The 20343-nt window shown below is 53.8% G+C and carries 20 protein-coding genes; 9 read left to right on the top strand and 11 right to left on the bottom strand.

Translation table 11 applies throughout. The features are described from left to right. Window positions 1-166: 166 nt before the first annotated feature. Complete coding sequence (locus FCS97_RS04060) at window positions 167-1234, top strand: FkbM family methyltransferase (protein WP_138516841.1); 1068 nt, start codon at window positions 167-169, stop codon at window positions 1232-1234. A gap of 3 nt (window positions 1235-1237) precedes the next feature. Here the strand turns inward: FCS97_RS04060 and FCS97_RS04055 are convergent, their stop codons facing one another. Genes FCS97_RS04055 through FCS97_RS04045 form a run of 3 tightly spaced genes read right to left on the bottom strand, consistent with a single transcriptional unit; the run spans window position 1238 to window position 3922 of the window. Further along, complete coding sequence (locus tag FCS97_RS04055; protein WP_138516839.1) at window positions 1238-1999, bottom strand: glutathione S-transferase N-terminal domain-containing protein; 762 nt, start codon at window positions 1997-1999, stop codon at window positions 1238-1240. A gap of 14 nt (window positions 2000-2013) precedes the next feature. Continuing rightward, window positions 2014-2919, bottom strand: coding sequence for a DMT family transporter (locus FCS97_RS04050; RefSeq protein WP_138516837.1), 906 nt, complete (start codon window positions 2917-2919; stop codon window positions 2014-2016). Then, window positions 2912-3922: an MDR family oxidoreductase gene (locus FCS97_RS04045; RefSeq protein WP_138516835.1), complete on the bottom strand. Its 1011-nt coding sequence runs from the start codon at window positions 3920-3922 to the stop codon at window positions 2912-2914. Before FCS97_RS04045 ends, FCS97_RS04050 begins: the two co-directional genes overlap by 8 nt. Window positions 3923-4033: 111 nt before the next feature. Between FCS97_RS04045 and FCS97_RS04040 the strand changes: the two genes are divergently transcribed. The 6 genes from FCS97_RS04040 to FCS97_RS04015 all read left to right on the top strand — a co-directional run bounded on the left by FCS97_RS04040 (window position 4034) and on the right by FCS97_RS04015 (window position 8823). Next, window positions 4034-4825: a PaaX family transcriptional regulator C-terminal domain-containing protein gene (locus FCS97_RS04040; RefSeq protein WP_138516833.1), complete on the top strand. Its 792-nt coding sequence runs from the start codon at window positions 4034-4036 to the stop codon at window positions 4823-4825. Between the two features lie 665 nt (window positions 4826-5490). Then, window positions 5491-6714: an alpha/beta fold hydrolase gene (locus tag FCS97_RS04035; protein WP_138516831.1), complete on the top strand. Its 1224-nt coding sequence runs from the start codon at window positions 5491-5493 to the stop codon at window positions 6712-6714. Between the two features lie 102 nt (window positions 6715-6816). Continuing rightward, entirely contained in the window at window positions 6817-7152 is a 336-nt protein-coding gene (locus FCS97_RS04030; protein WP_138516829.1) for an ArsR/SmtB family transcription factor, read from the top strand. Then, the gene (locus FCS97_RS04025) at window positions 7145-7645 is read left to right on the top strand and encodes an arsenate reductase ArsC (protein WP_138516827.1); all 501 of its coding nucleotides are present in this window, start codon (window positions 7145-7147) and stop codon (window positions 7643-7645) included. The genes FCS97_RS04030 and FCS97_RS04025 overlap by 8 nt, the downstream gene beginning before the upstream one ends. After that, entirely contained in the window at window positions 7642-8130 is a 489-nt protein-coding gene (locus FCS97_RS04020) for an arsenate reductase ArsC (protein WP_138516825.1), read from the top strand. The genes FCS97_RS04025 and FCS97_RS04020 overlap by 4 nt, the downstream gene beginning before the upstream one ends. Window positions 8131-8136: 6 nt before the next feature. Continuing rightward, window positions 8137-8823, top strand: a complete 687-nt coding sequence (locus FCS97_RS04015) for an MIP/aquaporin family protein (RefSeq protein WP_138516823.1) — start codon at window positions 8137-8139, stop codon at window positions 8821-8823. On the opposite strand, the gene FCS97_RS04010 is transcribed toward FCS97_RS04015, so the two are convergent. From FCS97_RS04010 to FCS97_RS03985, 6 genes are all read right to left on the bottom strand, one after another. Next, window positions 8792-9652 carry a sterol desaturase family protein gene (locus FCS97_RS04010; protein WP_138516821.1) on the bottom strand — a complete coding sequence of 287 codons (861 nt, stop codon included), beginning with the start codon at window positions 9650-9652 and terminating at the stop codon, window positions 8792-8794. The two genes, FCS97_RS04015 and FCS97_RS04010, sit on opposite strands and share 32 nt — an antisense overlap. A 152-nt stretch (window positions 9653-9804) precedes the next feature. Further along, a complete protein-coding gene (gene pstS / locus FCS97_RS04005; RefSeq protein ID WP_138517781.1) occupies window positions 9805-10836 on the bottom strand; it encodes a phosphate ABC transporter substrate-binding protein PstS in 1032 nt (343 codons plus the stop codon). Between the two features lie 157 nt (window positions 10837-10993). After that, window positions 10994-11770 (bottom strand): phosphate ABC transporter ATP-binding protein PstB, encoded by a 777-nt coding sequence (gene pstB, locus FCS97_RS04000; RefSeq protein ID WP_008248147.1) that lies wholly within the window; start codon window positions 11768-11770, stop codon window positions 10994-10996. A gap of 22 nt (window positions 11771-11792) precedes the next feature. Further along, a complete protein-coding gene (gene pstA, locus FCS97_RS03995; protein ID WP_171035159.1) occupies window positions 11793-12710 on the bottom strand; it encodes a phosphate ABC transporter permease PstA in 918 nt (305 codons plus the stop codon). Window positions 12711-12713: 3 nt separating this feature from the next. Continuing rightward, the gene (pstC, locus tag FCS97_RS03990; protein ID WP_138516819.1) at window positions 12714-13664 is read right to left on the bottom strand and encodes a phosphate ABC transporter permease PstC; all 951 of its coding nucleotides are present in this window, start codon (window positions 13662-13664) and stop codon (window positions 12714-12716) included. A 133-nt stretch (window positions 13665-13797) separates the two neighbouring features. Then, window positions 13798-15780: a peptidase U32 family protein gene (locus FCS97_RS03985; RefSeq protein WP_138516817.1), complete on the bottom strand. Its 1983-nt coding sequence runs from the start codon at window positions 15778-15780 to the stop codon at window positions 13798-13800. A gap of 116 nt (window positions 15781-15896) precedes the next feature. On the opposite strand from FCS97_RS03985, the gene msrA reads away from it, so the two are divergent. Together msrA and FCS97_RS03975 are read left to right on the top strand one after the other, a co-directional pair. After that, window positions 15897-16505, top strand: a complete 609-nt coding sequence (gene msrA, locus FCS97_RS03980) for a peptide-methionine (S)-S-oxide reductase MsrA (RefSeq protein ID WP_138516815.1) — start codon at window positions 15897-15899, stop codon at window positions 16503-16505. A 79-nt stretch (window positions 16506-16584) separates the two neighbouring features. Continuing rightward, a complete protein-coding gene (locus tag FCS97_RS03975) occupies window positions 16585-18543 on the top strand; it encodes a hypothetical protein (RefSeq protein ID WP_138516813.1) in 1959 nt (652 codons plus the stop codon). On the opposite strand, the gene FCS97_RS03970 is transcribed toward FCS97_RS03975, so the two are convergent. Beyond that, window positions 18475-19347 carry an AEC family transporter gene (locus tag FCS97_RS03970; RefSeq protein ID WP_138516811.1) on the bottom strand — a complete coding sequence of 291 codons (873 nt, stop codon included), beginning with the start codon at window positions 19345-19347 and terminating at the stop codon, window positions 18475-18477. The two genes, FCS97_RS03975 and FCS97_RS03970, sit on opposite strands and share 69 nt — an antisense overlap. Before the next feature lie 59 nt (window positions 19348-19406). Further along, window positions 19407-20318 carry a LysR family transcriptional regulator gene (locus FCS97_RS03965; RefSeq protein WP_138516809.1) on the bottom strand — a complete coding sequence of 304 codons (912 nt, stop codon included), beginning with the start codon at window positions 20316-20318 and terminating at the stop codon, window positions 19407-19409. Window positions 20319-20343: the final 25 nt, after the last annotated feature.

Raw genomic sequence — 20343 nt, 5'->3', positions numbered from 1 at the left:
GGCAAAGCTTAGCCGAATCATGTTCAAACCGTCCACACCCCACTCTGCGGGGGGATAAACCAAGGCAAACATCAGGATAAGCACCTGTTTTCCCTCGCTTTTCCGAAGCTGCCGCAGCAATTGATGTCTTTAGACTGGTTTCATCGCCACCCTTTTTTGTGCCGCCATGAAACAACTCAGTCAAAAAGCCCACGCCGCCGCCTTTCATGCGGAATTTTTCGGCAACACCACCCAGAAGCGCTATGTGTTGGGCATTAACGAGTTTGCCGATGCCGTGGCCAGCCGCGCCAATATCGACGGTTTCATTGACGAGTACACCACCGCCACCGAATACCGCGGCAAACCAGTGGTGAAACTGAGCCAGGTGCCAGCGGGTAGCATGGTGATTTCAACCGTCACGCAAGCACGCCCGAAAACAGCCATGAACAAATTGCTGCGCTTAAACGGTGTGGTGTCGATGGATTATTTCGCAGTGGCCGATGCAAGTCACTTTTTGCTGCCCCAAGTTCAAGCAATCGCCGATACTCAAAAAGAATACGCTGCACATCCCGAGAAGTTTGAGTGGGTTCAGAGCTTGTTCGCCGATCAGGAATCGCGGGAAGTGTTTAACCGCGTCATGGAATTTCGATTGAACGCAAACCTGCGTGCCATGCGGTTTTTCGACTACACAGCCGAGCAGCAATATTTCGAGCCCTTCGTAAAGTTTGCACCCGGCGAGGTGTTCGTCGACGGGGGTGGCTTTGACGGTTACACCACCGAAGAATTCATCAAGCGTTGCCCCCAATATGGCGGCGTGCACTTTTTCGAACCCACTGAAACCACCCTTGCTGCCGCCAAAACCAAGTTGGCCGGGCACCGCGACATTCACTACCACCCAGTGGGTTTGTTCGATGAAAAGCAAACCTTGTCGTTTGACGCAGGTGCTGGTTCAGCCTGCAAAATTTCAGAAACCGGCAGCACACAAATTGAAGTGGATGCACTTGACAATCGAGTGACGGAATCAGTGAGCTTCATCAAGCTTGACCTGGAAGGCGCCGAGCCCAAAGCACTGGAAGGCATGAAGTGGCATATTCAGGAAGACCAACCCAAACTGGCCGTGGCCGTGTACCACGACCCCGCGCATTTCTGGCAAGTGCCTGAAATCGTTCTCGGTGTACGCAACGACTACAAGGTGTATCTGCGCCACTACACTGAAGGCTGGACAGAAACCGTGATGTTCTTCATCCCGAAGTAAACCTCACGCGCCATAGGTTTCAAGCAGGTACTCCACGATTGCTTTGGATTCGAACATGGCTTTGCCCGTGTTCGGGTCTTCAAGATACGGCACCATCATCTTGTTGGTCTTGGCCATGAATTGCTCGCGTTTGCCGCCCTTCACCGGGTTGTATTCACCAACCGCCGCGTGCACACCATTCACGCCCATGTCTGCAAATTGCTCTTTGCCCAAATTCACCAAGTGATAGGGAATTTCCAGTTCACACAGCACCTCTCGCACAGGCCTGCAAAAAGGCGAGGCCTCGAAACTGTAAAGCGTCAGCATTTGCTCGGGTTTTTTTGATGCACGTACCTTGGTGCCCGCCCCCAAGCCCAAAGCCGAATTGGCGAGGCTGGACAAAGCTTGTGGCAAAGCTGCCTTCACGCGCATGGGCACAGGTCGCTTGGCGTAGGTGGTGTACAGGTACTCAATAATGTCAGCCGACTCGTAAAGTTTTTCGCCGGTGTTCTCGTCCACCAAAAACGGAAACTGAGCCTTGCCACCCAACTCCAGCACTTCCTGGCGAAACCGCGTTCCACCTTTGGGGCAGGGGTAAATGTCCGCATCCAAGGCCAGTTCGGTCAGCGTTTCGCGCACGAGGCGACAATAGGGGCAGCTTTCAAACTCGTAAAGTTTTAACGCTTTTTCAGGTTGAACTGCGGCAGGCTCGGTCACCACCATGCCTTGCCAACCCCGCAACGTAGATGCTGCCGTGGCCATGGCCACCTTGAACAAATGATTCATATTTTTCCTCCCGATCAATGCGCGTCCTGGTTTTCAAGCGCGCTTAATGCAGCAGCCAGCAAAATCATGGCGCCACCAATTCCCACCTGCAATGTCAGCACCTCGTTGATCAACACAATGGCTGACAAGGTTGCAAACACCACTTCCGACAACATCACCACCGAGGTTACGTTGGCAGGCAAACGCGATGCGCCGTACTGCAAACCATAATTGGCCACCAACAACGACACCGCAAAACCCAACAATACCAAACCACCGTAAAACCCCGGCAGCACAGGCCACTGCACAAAAGCATTGCCTTGGCCCAGCAACAATGCCAGGAAAGCAGCCACGACCGCAGGTGCAACAATACCGCCCACAAACATGGCAAACAAACGCGCCTGCGCGGTTCTCGCGGCCTGATGCCGCAGCATGATGTTGTTCAAGGCAAATGCCGCCCCTCCCATCAAGCCCAGCCATTCCGCCAGGTTCGATGGCACCGGGAACCCAAGACTTCCATTGGGGCTTAACACCAGCAGCGCACCAGCAAATGCCAAACCCACCCGCAACAAGGCTTTCAGAGTAATACGTTCATTCAGTGCAACCCGCGCAATCAACACAGCCCAAATCGGCATCAGGTAGAACAACAGCACCACCCGAATGACTTCGCCAATCGACACGCCCCAGTTAAAACCCACCATGGTGGTGCCCGCCGCCAAGGCCAGCAACCACAGGGCCTTGTGGCGAAGAAACTCGCCCAACACCTTGGGCATGAAGCACAACATGGCCACAGCACCCAGCAAGTAGGTTGCTGCGGAAGACCACAGCGGGTGCAAACCCTCGCCCTGCAATTCACGCAGCGGCCACCACGACACCCCCCACACCAAGGCATTCAACACCAGGGCCAGGTAGGGCAAGACACTCACCCGGCTTTCAGGCACAGTTCACCACCACACGGCCCTGCAATTGATTGGCCAGCACCAAGCGCGCACTGTCCAGTGCCTGCGCCAAGCGCACTTCCTTGATCATGAAATCCAGGTCGTATTCATTCAATGCCTGTGCCAGCATGCTCCAGGCACGGTCCCGCTCGGCGTGCGTGCGGTATACACAGTTAATGCCGCGCAAGGTAACGCCCCGCAAAATGAAAGGGGCCACGCTGCCCTGAAAATCCATGCCCTGAGCCAAACCACACGCGGCTACTACACCACCGTACCTGGTTTGAGCGCATGCATTCACCAAAGTGTGGCTGCCTACACTGTCGACTACCGCCGCGAATTGTTCTTTTTGCAAAGGCTTGCCGGGGCGCGACATGGATTCACGATGAATCAAGTGAGTTGAACCCAACTGCAATCGCTCGAAGTGTTTTGCTGCCGATTCAGAGACAGGCTCACCCATGGCATCAATTGAACCTGTCAGGCCCACCACCTCGTAGCCCAAATGCTGCAACAGCAAGCACGCCACTGTTCCCACGCCGCCGCTTACACCCGTCACCAACACCGGGCCATCTTCAGGTTTCACAGGATGATCTTGCAAGGCCATCACGCACAGGGCGGCAGTGTAACCCGCCGTGCCCAATGCTGCCGCCCAGCGGGCACTTCGGCCTTCCGGAATCGGAGAAATCCATTGCGCGGGCACACTGGCACGCTCGGCCAAACCACCCCAATGCGTTTCGCCCAGGCCCCAATCGTTCACCTGGCACACCGTGCCCACCGGCCATTGGTCTGAATTCGATTCAATCACCTCGCCCACTGCATCAATGCCATGCACCATGGGGTACTTGCGCGCAATCGGCGCTGTGTGGGTAAGCGCCAACGCATCTTTGTAGTTCAGGCAACTGTAATGCAGCTTCAGCACCACATCCTGCCCGCCAAACTCAGACTCATCGAGAGTTTCCAGCTCGGCCTGCGTTTGCTCGGACGTCCGGGAAATCCATGCCCTGATCATTTCGTCTCCTTATTCTGGGTGAGGCAATGATCGCACAAACAAGCGATCAAATTTGCGTGCCGCGCCAGCCTTGCATACACTTCAACTTTGCCTTAGAAGAACAACCACACCGTGCGCAAACCCACCGCCAAAAGCCTTATTCTCGATCTGTTGCTTGCCTCCAAAGGTCGCCCCCTTTCCGCCAAACAGGCCATCGCCGCCTGCGGTATTTTCGACATCAGTGTGAACAACACCCGCGTGGCCCTGGTGCGGCTGTCGGCCGAGGGCCTGATCGAATCTGCAGGCCGCGCGCTTTACCAGCTCACGGACGACGCCCACACCCTGGCCGACGATGTGGCTGCCTGGCGCACACGCAGCACCCGGGTTCGCCCTTGGGACGGCAGCTTCATTGTGGTGCAAGCCGAGAAACTTTCACGCAGCGAGGCCAAACAACAACGTGCCCGCGCCCGTGCCTTGCTGATGCTGGGCTTTCAGCCCCTGAACGAGCACCTGTTCATTCGCCCCAACAACATCGAAGACACCCTTCAAACGGTGCGCAACCGGCTTTACAAACTGGGTTTGGAAAAAGAGGCTCCAGTGTTTGAAGCCCGGCACTTTGACACCGACATTCAGCAGCGAATTACCTCCCTGTGGAACCCACGCGAGCTGGAATCCAACTACGCGCAACTGGAAAAGAAAATGCGAACCTGGCTGGATCGGTCTGGCACGCTAGAGCCTGAAGTGGCTGCACGCGAATCGTTTTTGCTGGGTGGCACTGCGATCAAGCATGTGGTGTATGACCCCTTCTTGCCGGCAGAGTGGGTGAATGTTCAGGCCCGTGAGCGGTTTTTAAGTGCAGTGGACGAGGTAGACCAGGCAGGCATGCGAATTTGGAGCAGCCTTTGGTCGAGCATGGAAAGCTGATTACGCGACCGCTCGCCTGCCGGTTAACAGCCCAATCAGCTTGGGTTCCGATCTCTCGCCTGAAAACCTGTACTTCCCTTTTTGAGATTCACCCTGACTCACCTCGCTCGGCAAAAGGGCGGGCCGAGTCTCGGTGCCGGCCTTTGGCCGACCGTGGCGGGTTAATTCAAACGGGCAGGTTTTCTTGAAGGCGAGGCGATCGAAACACCGCCGCCGATTGGGCGTTGAACAGCGGTGAGTCGCGCGGTGGTGGAAAGACGCTGGCCCCGGTGAGTTTTGATCTGAACTTGCGAGTGGTCGCGCACAGGAGGTTTAAGCCAACTCGGCAGTGGGATTGCTTGGGACGCACTTCAAGAAAACCGCCCCGTTTGAGTTTAGTCGCAGCGTTCGGCGTTAAGCCGACACCGAGACTCGGCCATGTCTTTTGCCGAGCGAGGTGAGCAAGAATAAAGTCAACAAGGGATCAAGCGGTTTTCAGTGCGGCACAAGTAACCCATGCCGAGCTGGCAAAAAACCACTGCGGTGACCCTTCAAGTTCAGATCAAAAGTCACCAGTGACATGCAGCGCAAGTCATCCACACCAAGCTATTTAGAGTAAACCCTCATCCGAAACGCCCCACACTGCGTATAAACTTCGACCATCCCAACCTTGCACCGCAGCAACCGTGAAAAAACTATTCAAAACCGCCCTGAAAATCAACGAGTTGGCCGTCAATACCGCGACCAATGCGGCGGATTGGTTTTTTCGCAAAGAAATCCTGATTCAGTCGGGCAAAACTGAATATGAAGTGATTGCAGAACACCTGCCCATGCGTGTGCGCTACTACGCGCCCACAGCAAGTACCCCAGGCGCAAGTTTGGCTGAAGGCGAAATCGAGACTTCGACGAATCGCCAACACGCGGTGCCACTGGTGCTTGTTCCGCCATTGGGAGTGACTACCGAAACATTCGATCTGATGCCCGACCGCAGCCTCGTGAAAGCCATGGTTGAAGCGGGCTTCCGTGTTTACCTTGTTGACTGGGGCAAGCCTGAGCGCAAAGACGGCCACTTGGGCCTGTTCGATTACAGCCACGACATGATGGGCCAGGCCCTTCAAGCCGTGCGCGAACACAGCAGCTCCAAAGAAATTTCCCTGTTCGGGTGGTGCATGGGCGGTTTGTTGTGTTTGTTGTATGCCGGTTATGGGCATGACAAACACATTCGTAACCTGGTCACTGTGGCCAGCCCGATCGACCTGCGCGACGGCAAAAACATCATGGCGGTTGCATCCAACACGCTGAATGTCACCGCCCGCTTTATTCGCAAGTACAGCGAATTCAGGCTGGATCGAATCAACCCCGCCCTGTTCAGCCCACCGGGCTGGATGGTCAGCCTGGGCTTCAAGCTAACTGCACCTGTGGCCAGCATCACCACCTACTGGGACCTGCTCACCCGCCTGAACGATCGTGATTTCGTTGAACAGCACACCACGACGGCCGACTACCTGAACAACATGATGCTGTACCCGGGCGGCGTGCTGCGCGACTTCATGGTGCGCTTTGCGGTGGATAACAAACTGGCCCAAGGCAAGGTCAAAATTGGCGAGAAATTCTCGGACTTGGGGAACATTACCGCCAATATGCTAGTGTTTGCAGGCGAAACCGATCACTTGGTGCCCGGCAGCATGGCCAAGAAAAGCCTGAAGCTGGTGTCCTCAAAAGACAAATCCTTCCTGTTAGCACCCGGCGGGCATATGGGTGTCATTCTGGGCAGCCAAGCCCGTGAACACGTATGGGCCAAGGCAGCAGACTGGCTACACGGCCACTCACAAGTGGATGCGCCGGCCCCCAAAACCCGCAAGCCACGCGCCACAACGATCAAAACTTCAACCGTCAAAAAGGCTGCCTGACCAGGCCTTGCCTGGCCACACCAACCGCATTAAGACCGCCTTATTCTTCATTTGTCACAAAACTTTCATAAAATAATTCGATATTTCCATTATTATCGAATCATGGAAGAACATGACATCATCAAAGCACTGGCTGCCCTTTCTCACACCTCGCGCTTGCGGGTGTTTCGAGCCTTGGTTGTTACCGGGCCGGCCGGCCTTACCCCGGGGCAACTGTGCGAGCGGCTGGACATTCCCGCCGCGACCATGTCATTTCACTTGAAAGAACTCAGCAACGCGGGTTTGGTTCAACCCATTCGTGACGGGCGCAATTTAATCTACAGCGCGCAGTTCGCCCACATGAATGGCGTTATTTCCTACCTCACCGAGAATTGCTGCGAAGGCCAAAGCTGTACACCTGTCACCGCACCAATCCACAACGAGGCTCACCATGAGTGATAAAAAATTCAATGTGCTGTTTATTTGTACGGGCAATTCAGCCCGCTCCATTCTGGCCGAGGCCATCCTGAATCAACTGGGTCGTGGCCAGTTCAAGGCCTATTCAGCAGGCAGCTTTCCTGCGGGCCGCGTGAACCCATATACCCTTGAAATTCTGGAACGTTGGGACATGGACACCAGCAACTTGCGCAGCAAAAGCTGGGACGAGTTTGCTGTACCCGGCGCCCCTCAAATGGACTTTGTATTCACGGTGTGCGACCAAGCCGCCGGCGAGGTTTGCCCCGTTTGGCCTGGCCAGCCCATTTTGGCGCACTGGGGTGCCCCTGATCCTGCAAAAGCAGAAGGCAGCCACGAACACATCATTCAGGAATTCCGCAATGTGGGTCTGCTGCTGCGCAAGCGCATCGAATTGATGCTGGCCCTGCCAATCGCGAAACTCGAAAAATTAGCCATTCAACACGAAGTCGAACAAATAGGAAAAATCTCTACATGAGCACCAACGTACTCATTCTTTGCACTCACAACTCTGCACGCAGCGTGCTGTCCGAAGGCATGCTGAATCACCTCGCCCAACAGTACGGCAAAGACATCAAAGCATTCAGCGCAGGCAGCGCACCCAGTGGGCGTGTGAACCCCTACGCCTTGCAGGCCCTTGCAAATGTGGGCATCGACACCAGCCAATACACCAGCAAAAGCTGGGATGTGTTCACCGAGCCCGGCGCACCAAAAATCGACATCGTAATTACAGTGTGCGACAGTGCTGCAGCCGAGCAATGTCCCTATTGGCCAGGCAGCCCGGTGAAAACACACTGGGGCTACCCCGACCCATCCAACGAGCCAGAAGAAAACAAGCCACGCGCGTTCGAACTGACCCGCCAGGCGATTGCATTCAAAATGATGCAACTCATTCAGCTGCCATTGAGCACCATGAGCACCGCAGAGCTGAACACTGCGCTGGCTGCAATCGCACGGAGTTAAGCAAACATGTACTCCCTACCCAAACGTTTGGGCGCCGAATTTCTGGGCACCCTGTTGCTGTTGGCGATTGTGATTGGTTCGGGCGTCATGGCCGAGAACCTGTCCGAAGGCAACAACGGCGTGGCACTGATTGCCAACACCTTGGCCACTGTGTTCGGCCTGTATATTTTGATCGAAGTGTTCGGCCCTGTTAGCGGCGCCCACTTCAATCCTGTGGTTACGCTTGGCATGGTGATACTGAAGCGCCAACCCGCTTCCGAACTGTTGCCCTATGTTGTCGTGCAACTAATCGGGGCATTTCTAGGTGCAGTACTTGTCCACCAAATGTTCGACATGCAACTACTCCAGTTCTCGGAAAAAGCCCGCACAGGCTGGGGCATCTGGACAGGTGAAATTGTTGCCACCGCCGGTTTGTTGCTGGTTATTCTCATGGCCAAGGCTGAGCGGGTTTCAGGCATGGTGGCTTGCTACATTGGCGCCGCGTACTGGTTTACATCCAGTACCTCGTTTGCCAACCCGGCAGCTGCATTTGGTCGCCAGTTTTCCAACAGTTTTGCAGGCATTGCCCCGGCCGATGTACCCGCCTATGTGGTGTTTGAAATCATCGGCGGTTTGCTGGCACTGGTGCTGTACAAGGCCTTCAGTGCAAGTAACAAAGTGACTACTTCCCAGACACCCAACCCGGCGGCTTGATCAAACACAGCATCCGGTTTTTGAAATCGGGTGCTGCCTTTACTTTTTCAATCAAATGCCCCCAGCCCGCCACCGCCTGTTTCAGCGGGTTGGTGGTTAACACGGGGGTCAGCGTGCCGTAAATGGGCTTCACTCCCGGCACAAATTCACGGTAGGTACCAAACCAGCGGTCCCACACAATCAGAATTCCGCCGTAATTGCAGTCGTGGTACTCCTCGTTTTTGGCATGGTGCAGGCGGTGGTGCTGCGGGCAATTCAATACCTTTTCAAACCAGCCATGCACCTCGAATGTTTCGGTGTGTATCCAGTACTGGTACAACAGGTTCACGGTGTGCGCAAAAGTCAGCACCAAGGGATCCATGCCCAGCAGGGGCAAAGGCAACCAGAAAACAAAGGTATAGAACGGCCCCAACACCGATTGGCGCAAGGCCGTACTCAGGTTGTAGCGTTCGCTGGTGTGGTGGTTGGAATGTTCAGCCCAAAATGCCGCGCAGCGGTGGGCCACGCGGTGGTACCAGTAGTAACAAAAATCATCCGCCACCAACAGCAAGGGCACAAACCACCAGGTGGAAACATCCCAGCTCACCACCCGGTATTCAAACAACCACAGCATGGTGGGGTAGGCCCAAAACACACTCAGCCCCATGGTTAGCAGCTTCAATGCGCCCATCGCGATTGAACACAAGGAGTCTTTCAACTCATATCCGGCATAGAAGCTCTTGGGTCTCTTGCGCAGCGCCCAGCCTTCAATGGCCATGGCAAGGAAGAAATAGGGAATGGCGACCACGTATAGCAGCATGGTCCATTGTTGGTAATCCGGCAAAGTCATGAAAGCGGCCTCAGTGGCAAAACATTACAACAACATTTTTTATTGCAATGTATCGTAACCTTCAAACCGCCCCTACTCAATCCCAACTTTTCTGACTCTCAAATAGAAAAAGGGTCCCGAAGGACCCCTTTCCAATCAACCTGAGTTGATATTTACTTCATCACGATTGTCTTGCCATCAGTGGCTTTCACTGTCTTCCAGGCAGCTTCAATCTTCTTCACTGTTTCATCTGGCAGTGGAACGTAGTCCAGATCAGAGCTCAGCTTGTCGCCCTTGGCGTAAGCCCAGTTGAAGAACTTCAACACTTCAGACGCTTTGGCTGCATCAGCTTGTTCAGTGTGGAACAAGATGAAAGTAGCACCAGTGATGGGCCATGCGGCTTTGCCTGGCTGCTGAGTCAGAATTTCATAGAAGCTGTTCGACCAAGAAGCACCAGCGGCTGCAGCCTTGAAAGACTCTTCAGAAGGCTGCACATACACGCCTTCGGCGTTGTTCAGCTGTGTGTGTGTCAGCTTGTTTTGCTTGGCGTAAGCGTATTCAACGTAGCCGATGGAGCCTGGTACGCGTTGTACGAAAGCTGAAACACCTTCGTTGCCCTTGCCACCCAAACCTACAGGCCACTTTACAGCTGTGCCTTCGCCCACGGTGCTCTTCCAATCGGCGCTAACCTTGCTCAGGTAGTTTGTGAAAATGAAAGTTGTACCTGAACCATCTGCACGACGAATCACGCTGATGTCCATATCCGGCAGCTTCACACCTGGGTTCAGGTCAGCAATCGCCTTGTCATTCCACTTGGTAATCTTGTTCAGGTAAATGTTGGCCAACACTTCGGCAGACAGCTTCATCTGACCTGGGGCCACGCCTTGCAGGTTCACCACGGGCACAACACCGCCAATCACGGTTGGGAACTGCATCAAACCCTTTTCTTTCAGGTCTTCAGGCTTCAAAGGCATGTCGGAAGCACCGAAATCTACAGTTTTTGCAGAAATCTGCTTGATACCACCACCGGAACCGATGGACTGGTAATTCACTTTGTTGCCGGTTTCCTTGTTGTAGGCATCGGCCCACTTGGAATACACAGGAGCGGGGAAAGAAGCGCCAGCACCAGTAATTTCAGCGGCGTTCACGGAAGTCATGCTCAGGGCCAGGGCACCTGCGGAAATCGCTGTAGCGATTGTTTTGATGTTGAACATTTTTCACCTCACTTATTAAAGTACGGTCATAGTGCCTTACAAATGTTTCAGAATCATGACAAAAATAAGGCAGCAACATAAATGTCAAAAAGCCACATTTGGCGATCCAAACGTGGCTTTTAACGCCTACAAATCAACTGCTTAACGATCAACCAAAGCGACCTGTAATGTAATTCTCGGTCTCCTGCTTCTTGGGCTTCAGGAAAATTTGATCGGTCACACCAAACTCAATCAACTCACCCAGGTACATATAAGCCGTGTAATCGGAAACCCGCGCAGCCTGCTGCATGTTGTGAGTCACGATCACCACGGTGTAGTCCTCTTTCAACTCAGTGATCAACTCTTCAATACTGGCCGTCGAAATCGGATCCAATGCAGAACAGGGTTCATCCAGCAGCAAGATTTCAGGCTTGATAGCGATACCACGGGCAATGCACAAACGCTGCTGCTGGCCACCCGACAAACCATTGCCGCTTTGGTGCAATTTGTCCTTCACTTCTTTCCACAAAGCAGCCTTGGTCAGCGCCCACTCCACGCGCTCCTCCATTTCGCCCTTGGACAACTTTTCAAACAAGCGCACACCGAATGCGATGTTTTCATAGATCGACATTGGGAACGGGGTGGGCTTTTGAAACACCATGCCAATCTTGGAGCGAATCAAGGCAATGTCTTTCTTGCTGGTCAGCAGGTCTTCACCATCCATCAAAATTTGCCCTTCGGCGCGTTGCTCAGGATACAAGGCGAACATTTTGTTGAACACACGCAGCAAAGTGGACTTACCGCAGCCTGATGGCCCAATAAAAGCAGTCACCTTCTTCTCGGGAATACTCAAATTGACCGATTTCAGTGCATGAAATGAACCATAGTAAAAATTCAGGTTCTTGACTTCAAGTTTGATCTTTTCTTCAACGTCAATCGTAGACATGTTCTTGGCCTTCAAAGGTCAGTTATTTCGAGTTCTTCAGCAGGGAACGCGCGATGATGTTCAACACCAACACACCGGCAGTGATCAGGAACACACCTGCCCACGCCAACTCTTGCCAATTCGAGAATGGGCTGAGCGCGAAGTTGAAAATAATCACAGGCAGGTTCGCCATGGGCTTCATCATGTCGCTGTTCCAGAACTGGTTTGACAGCGCTGTGAACAACAAGGGCGCAGTTTCACCGGCAATTCGCGCAACACCCAACAAAATGCCAGTCAAAATACCGGCGTAGCTGGCCTTCACGGTAATGGCCATCACCATTTTCCATTTGGGCGTACCCAAGGCGAAAGCCGCTTCACGCAATGCGTCTGGCACCAGGCGCAGCATGTTCTCTGTGGTGCGGATCACGATTGGAATTTGAATCAAGCCCAGGGCCACTACGCCGGCCCAAGCCGAAAAATGCCCCATGGGCCGCACCATCACGGCGTAGACAAACAGGCCAATCACAATTGAAGGCGCCGACAACAAAATGTCATTGAAAAAGCGCACGGAGATCGCCAGTTTGTTGTCTTTCCGGGATTCCGCCAAATGAACTCCGGCCAAAATGCCCAGGGGTGTCGCAAACAAGGTGGCAAACCCCACCATCATCAAGGTTCCCATGATGGCGTTGGCCAAACCGCCACCCTCAGCATTGGGTGGTGGCGTCATTTCAGTAAACAACTGGGCAGACAAGCCGCTCACACCCAAGGTCACAGTGGTGTACAAAATCCAGATTAGCCAAAACAAACCAAAAGCCATCGCGGCCAGCGACAAAGTCAGGGCAACGGTATTCATCAGTTTCCGTTTGGCCTGCATTTTGACGCGCATTTTCTCGTCGGTCGCCACTGTGGTCACAGCGCTGTCTTTTGGAGTAACAGTCGGGTCGGTGTAAATGCTGCTCATCGCTTATCTCCCGTTGCTCGACAATTTGGCCAACAACAACTTGGAAGCCACCAGCACAACAAATGTAATCAGGAACAGCACCAAGCCAAGTTCCATCAATGCCGATGTGTGCAGGCCTGCATCCGCTTCTGCGAATTCATTGGCCAAGGCTGAAGTAATGCTGTTGCCGGGCGAAAACAGGGAAATGTCATTCAAGTAGTTGGTGTTACCAATCACAAAGGTCACTGCCATTGTTTCACCCAAAGCGCGACCCAAGCCCAACATAATGCCGCCAATCACACCGACCTTGGTGTGGGGCAACACAATTTTCCAAACCACTTCCCAGGTTGTACAACCCATGCCGTAGCCCGCTTCTTTCAACATCACGGGGGTTACTTCAAATACATCGCGCATGACAGCTGCAATGTAGGGAATGATCATGATGGCCAGCACAACACCAGCAGTTAGCAAACCAATACCGATGGGGGGGCCAGAAAACAAAGCACCAATGACAGGCACCTGGCCAATTGTGGCATTCAGCGGCACCTGCACATACTTGGCGAAAATTGGCGCAAACACCAACAAACCCCACATGCCATAAACAATTGAAGGCACGGCAGCCAACAGCTCAATCGCGGTACCCAGTGGGCGGCGCAGCCAGGGTGGTGACAACTCTGTGAGGAACAGGGCAATCCCAAAGCTGATGGGTACAGCGATGATCAATGCAATGAATGAGGTGACCAAGGTGCCGTAAATGGGCACCAATGCACCATATTCATCAATGGGTGGATCCCAGTTCGCAGTGAAGAGGAAATCGAAGCCAAAGGCAGTGATCGTAGGCCAGGACGCCACAATCAGCGATGCAATGATGCCGCCCAGCATCAGCAACGTAAAAATGGAAGCTCCACTGGTTAACACGGCGAATATGGCGTCGCCCCGCTTGGTCGGGGCCTTGATCGTCGAAGTATCAGACATGTTGTTAAGTGTTTAATCCAGCAGAAGGTTTCACGCAGACTGACAAGGGTACCCGCGCATTATGACAAATAAATGACAAAAATTTGACGCACCCGTGAAATCGAATATCACGGCTCGGAAACGTTGTTTTATCTCAAGCTGGCTTGCGTTTCATGAATGTAATTGGCACCACCGACGGGGGCGGGCTGTTGAAAATATCTTTGCGCATTTTACCCATGATGTGCATTTCACAGGGTTTGCAATCGAATTTCAGGGTGTACTTTTGATCCCCATTGACCAAAACCATGGGCTCGGCCTTCACCTGCCCCTGTACACCTTTTACACCTTTGGCCTGTTTTGGGCACAAATTAAACGAAAATCGCAGACAATGCTTGGTGATCATGACAGGAACCTCGCCAGCTTCCTCATGCGCCTCGTAGGCAGCAGCAATCATCTGCACGCTGTGTTTTTTGTAAAATTCGCGGGCTTTGTCGTTGTAAACATTGGCCAGGAAGCTCAGCGACTTTTCCGGATATTCCACATAGGGCTGCACTGGCACCTTGCGCGGCGGGCGTTGCCAGGCTGCACTTCGCGCAACATTCAAGGCCTCAATTGCGTCACGGCGCATGCCATTTAAAGTGCTGGCGGGTACAAACCAGGGCTGGCTTAGGTGCACATTCAGGCCCAAAGCTGAATAATCGGTGCCACCCAATTTGCCCAAGTGGGTTTTAATGCTTTCTACTGCCGTGTCGGGCTGCTTGGCCAGTTCCAGGTTCATTTCAACTTGTGCAGTTGTAGCAATGCCGTCTTCGTCGGTCAGGCTCAGTTGCAAGCCCTTCAACCCATCGCCTTCCATCCACTCGGTCAAGGTTAGCCAAAGGCCAATTCGGCGCTCGGCACTTTCTTTGGTCAGCGCCATGTCCCAGGCGTGGTCGCGGTTGCGGTGCATGGGCAGGCCAGCTTTCAAGCCACCGTAGCTGTTGATCGGGTCTTTGGGAAACACACGGTACACCGCTTGCCCCTCACCCTTGGCCTGCAACTTCTCGGCACGGTTCACATACAAACCCACCACTTCGCGCTTGCGCATGAAGTTCAAGCCGTCGCCGTTGTTCAGTTCATCGCTGGTTTGAATGTCGATGCTTTTGTCATTCACGGCCACCACATGGCCAATAGGCTGGCCAATAAACTTGGGCGAATCGAAGGCACCAATGTCGATTTTCCGGCCACTGGCAAAATAATCGGTGGAACCTCGGTGAAAATTACGATCAGGGTCGGGCCTGAAATAGTGTCGCGTGGTGCCGCTGGAAGCGCGGGTGAACTCGCCGCGCTGCTCCATAATCTCGTCCAGCAAAATGCGATAGTGAGCCGTGATGTTTTTCACATAGGCCATGTCTTTGTAACGGCCTTCAATTTTGAAAGACCGCACACCCGCATCAATCAAATGCTCCAGGTTGCCGCTTTGGTTGTTGTCTTTCATCGACAGCAAGTGCTTGTCAAACGCCACCACAGCGCCGCTTTGATCGGTCAGCGTGTAGGGCAAGCGGCAAGCCTGTGAACAATCGCCCCGGTTGGCACTTCGGCCGGTTTCAGCATGGCTGATGTAACACTGCCCGGAAAACGCCACGCACAAGGCGCCGTGAATGAAGTACTCAATGGTGGCACTGTCACCCACCGCCGCATGTACGGCGGTAATTTCCTCAACGGTCAGTTCTCGCGCCAGTACAAGCTGTGAAAAACCGCTGTCGGCCAAAAAACTGGCCTTTTCCACGGTGCGAATGTCGCACTGCGTGCTGGCGTGCAGCTGAATGGGCGGCAAATCCATTTCCAGCAAACCCATGTCTTGAATAATCAGGGCATCTACCCCAGCGTCATACAACTGCCACACCAGCTTGCGCGCTTCTTCCAGCTCGGCATCGTGAAGAATGGTGTTGATGGTCGTAAAAATACGCGCGTGGTAGCGGTGGGCAAACTCCACCAACTTTGCAATATCTGCCACCGAATTGGCCGCATTGGCGCGCGCACCAAACACCGGCCCCCCCAGGTAAACCGCGTCTGCACCGTGCAGAATCGCCTGGCGACCAATTTCAACGTCGCGTGCGGGGGCTAGCAATTCCAACTCGTGTGGCAACAAACTCATGATTTCACTGATATTTCTGGCAAAGGGTGAACATTATTTCAAAAAGCCGGTCTGAATGAAAGCAAAACCGTGGTTGGCACCACAATCAGTTTGAATGTTGCACAAGGAGTACCTGCATGGCTTGGGTGGTTTGGTCGCGTAACACTGCAACTTTGTTGTTGGGGCTTGCTGGTTTTTTGCCCCAGGCACATGCCCAGCAACTGGAACAGGCCATATTCGCAGGCGGGTGCTTTTGGTGCATGGAAGAGGCCTTCGAGAAAATCAGGGGCGTAAAGTCGGTTGAGTCGGGTTATACCGGCGGGCGTACCGCCGCCCCCACCTATGAGCAAGTCAGCCAAGGCAACACCGGCCATGTGGAAGTGGTTCGGGTGCAATACGATCCCCAGCAAATCAGCTACAGCAACCTGTTAAAAGCCTTTTGGACCAACATAGACCCCACCGTTGAAAACCGGCAATTTTGCGATGTGGGTGAACAATACAGGTCGGCCATTTTTTACCTGAACGACCAACAACACCGCGAAGCCAAACAAAGCAAGGAACAATTGCTGGGCACTGGCAAATTCAAAACCATTTACACCACGGTTGAAGCTGCCCAAACCTTTTATGTGGCTGAAGAGTATCACCAGGACTTTTACCGCAAAAACCCCCTGCGCTACCGTTACTACAAAACCACCTGTGGCCGTGAAAACCGCTTGAACGAGGTGTGGGGCTACAAACCCAAATAACAACACCTAGAACTTCAATTCCAGTAAAAACAGTCACATCCGGCTACACTTCACCCCAAATTCACTCTGGCTTATTGTGATGAAGCGTCAAGCTTGCCTGTTGGCTGCCCTTGCATTTGTAGCGTACACCGCCTGTCTTTCTCCCGTGGCCCAGGCCGAAACGCTGGAGAGGGTTCAGGATTGGCGCACTGCACTGCCCAAAAATCAAAATCGCAGCGAATACGCCTCGCTTCAGGTTCGCAACAGCATGTTGTCGCTCAGCCCCAATGTTCAATTTGAAGTGGCGGCTCTTCACGGCAAACTACGGCCAAGCCAATCCAATACAGCTGTAGCGCTACAAAATTTGGCGACCTTTGACGTACAGGTTGAGCAGGCACAACTGCGCATTGCCGACACCGTGCTTCAAGCCCTGGTGCAAGCCGAATTGCAGGCCAGTGACGCGCCATTGCGAATCAAGCAAGTGAGCACTCAAGCCAACGGGATACTGATTCAAGGTGACATCAAACGACTTGGCCTGTGGATCCCATTCTCAATGGAAGGCACACCCACGGTTGCAAACGGTCAGGAAATCGCCTTAACCCCCAGCATGCTCAAAGTGGCTGGGGTTCCCGTGTACAAAGCCTTGCTCGCCACCAATATTCAGCTGCAATCGCTCATTGACATGAAATCGAAAGCCGTGGCCCTGAAAGGCCAGGCCATGGTGCTGAAGCTTGACCAACTGATTCAGGCCCCACGCATCGCTTTTGAGCTTCACTCGCTTCAACTGGGGCAAGGGGAAGTTCAACTTGAACTGGGGAAAGCAGGCGCAAACGCCGGGTTCTTCTGCCAATCCGAATGCCCCAACAATTTTGTGTATACGCAGGGGGGCCAGCTACAAGCAGCAGGCATGGTGCTGGCGGGTCAACCCACCCTGGTCACTGGCATCAGCAATGGCAATTTGCCCATTGCCATGTTCGACTTGAACAGGCTGATCAGCACCAGCACGGTTCAACTTCGCAGCGACGGCGCATTGTGGATCAGTGCCCAGGAAGGCCCACTGACCCCGAACGATCTCGCGCTTCTTGATACAGGCGAAAACGCAATTGCCCAGCTTGAAAACATGTTGCAATCCAGGTCGGCTGAAGTAACGCTGGCCGTGCACCACGCCACCCTGCTGTCACAAGAAGGCATTGAGCTGCGGGTTGAAAAACTGCTCGCCACCACAAACTCCACCAACCTGGGGCAGCTGCCCACCGCCCCGCAAACCGTGCATGTGGGCGAAATTTCCCTCAGTGAAATCGCATTAAATACCATGATGAACAAAGCCCTGTTCAACTTTGAGGGCAGCCCGATTCGCAAAGTGAGCACCACCATTGGCGAACCTCACCTTCAGCTTGCCTTGCAGGCCAGGCCTGAAATTTTTGGTATTCCATTAGTTTGGTTACCGGCCAAACTAAGTGGCCCGCTGGGCATATCCAGAGACGAACAACACCTTGAATTCACGCCCGCCCAAGTGCGCATGTTCGGGTTGTCGGTATTGCCTATTCTGAATTATGTGGGCCTAACGCTGAGCAGCCTGATTAATATCGACGAGCCTGCCGTGAAGTTGCAGGGCAACACCATTCGCATTGCGCTCAATGGTGCCTTGCCACCCTTGCAACTCAACACCCAATTGCGCGCCATAAAAACCGTGTTGCGCTCGCCCTTAGGGCCTTACCTGCAAGTGCATGTGGGCACCTTGCCCGCCGAGAAAATTGGAGAAATTTACAACACCATGGAATTGCTGCCATTGGGCTTGTGGATGAACACGCCAGAATTCACAGCCTTGGGCATGCGCACTGGCCCTACCTTGGGCCATGTTCACAACAGCCCCCGCCGGGACAGGCTGGTGATCGACCTTGCCCGCTACCCAGACCTGCTTGAAAGCGCCACCCTGCGCTTGCCCAAAACCGAGCGCGTTTGGGTCAGCATGCCCAGTGCTGGCACTGGTTCAAAGTACCCAGTACAGGGCCATCGGCACGAAGATGAGGCTCATCAGGTTCCCCATCATCACCAGTGAAGCAACGCGTTGAGGCTGAAGGCCGTATTTTTCAGCAAACACGAAACTAAGCACTGCGGGTGGCAAGGCACCAAACACAATCAACATGGCTGTGTGTTCAGGGCTTAAGGGCAGCAACCACACGCACAAGGCTGCGAAAATTAGCCCGGTGAGTGGACACAACACACCACCAATTACACCCAGTTTCACATCGGAAAAATCGGCTTGTGTTAAACGCACACCCAGTGAAAACAGCAGCAGGGGAATGGACACATCGCCCACCATGTCAATGGCGAAATACAAAGGTGCCCATACTTCAATTTTCAGCACGCTCACCAGCAAGCCTGCAATGGAAGCGGCAATCACCGGTTCTTTCCACAACATGAGAATGCGTGCATTGGGGCTCATCATCCAGGTGCCCAGCGAGTAATGCAGCGTGTTGCCCACCAAAAACAGCATCACCGCAGCGGGCAGGGCTTCCTCACCAAAGGCCAGAATGGCCAGTGGCAAACCCATATTGCCGGAGTTGTTGAACATCATGGGGGGCACAAAAATTCGACTGTCAATGCCCAGCAAACGGCCAATTGGCCAGGCCAGCAAACCCGAGCCCAACACCACAATGGCCCCGCCCACGGCCAACAACCAATACGACTCAATTTCAAACGACTTGCTGGCCAGCGCAGAGAACACCAGCGCCGGTACAAAAATTTCCATGTTCAGCTGGTTGGCAAACTTCATGTCGGGCTTTTTCACCCGGCCATACCAATACCCCAAAGCCACCACCGCAAACACCGGAAAAATAACCGCAACAATGCGCAAGAACATAAAGGGCCGCCCTACTGGGAAAGGAAGTAACAGGAAAGCAGGCAGTGTACTGCAAGCGTTTACTCGGGGCGATTCGGGTTTGTATTGGGGTTGACGTTAAAAAGCAGTTTTAAAGCAGGGTGGTTTAAATTGCGCGGGTGGGTGAATGCAAAAAAGTCTTCCACCACACCTGCCGCATCGCCCATGTGCACCACCGTGTGGTCGCGCACCACGTCCTCGATCAACATGGCAGGCACCGCAAACAAACCCAAGCCAGCGCGGCCGAAAGTTTCCAGCAAGGCGAGGTCATCGAACTCCCCTACCACAGTCACTTCAACGCCCACACTTTCAAGCCAGTGCTCAAGCTTTAAGCGCAACACATTGTTGCGCGAGGGCATGAGGAAAGGCGCGTGGTGAAGGCTTTGCGGAAAGTTTTCCTCGTACTTCTGTTTCAATGCCGGGCTTGCAAATATCCGCACCGGGTAAGTGAGTAACTTGGCCACCTGCAAATGCGCGGTGCCCTGGCCACCCGGGCGCTCGGCCAGCACCACATCGACGCTGTGCTGAACCAGCTCTGCACACAAGGCCTCGAAACGGCCCTCGTGGCACACCAGCCGCACGGGGCGTTGCATGCCCAAAATGGGCTCGATCATGTGAAACGACACGGTTTTGGGCAAGGCATCGGCAATACCCACCGACAGGCGCAAAGTGTAATCCAGTTGATCATCGCCCAGGCTTTCGGCCATTTGCTCGCCCAGCTGAAAAATTTGGTCCGCATAACGCAGCGCGATACGCCCCGCCTCGGTCAGCCCCAAACCCCGCCCCACGGGCTGAAACAGCGCCCTGCCCAGTGTTTGCTCCAGCTGGGTAATTTGGCTTGACAGCGTTTGTGCGCGCAGGCCCAGCCGCTCGGCAGCCGCTGTCAGGCTGCCCGTGTTGGCCACCATCCAGAAGTAGCGCAGGTGATGAAAATTCAAGTCAGTTAGCTTCATTAACCCTTCGATTTATTCGAATATT

The organism is Limnobacter alexandrii, assembly GCF_005871185.1.
Taxonomy (GTDB): domain Bacteria; phylum Pseudomonadota; class Gammaproteobacteria; order Burkholderiales; family Burkholderiaceae_B; genus Limnobacter; species Limnobacter alexandrii.
Note: the sequence above shows the minus strand (reverse complement) of the source record. Positions and strands in the feature narration are given on the sequence as shown.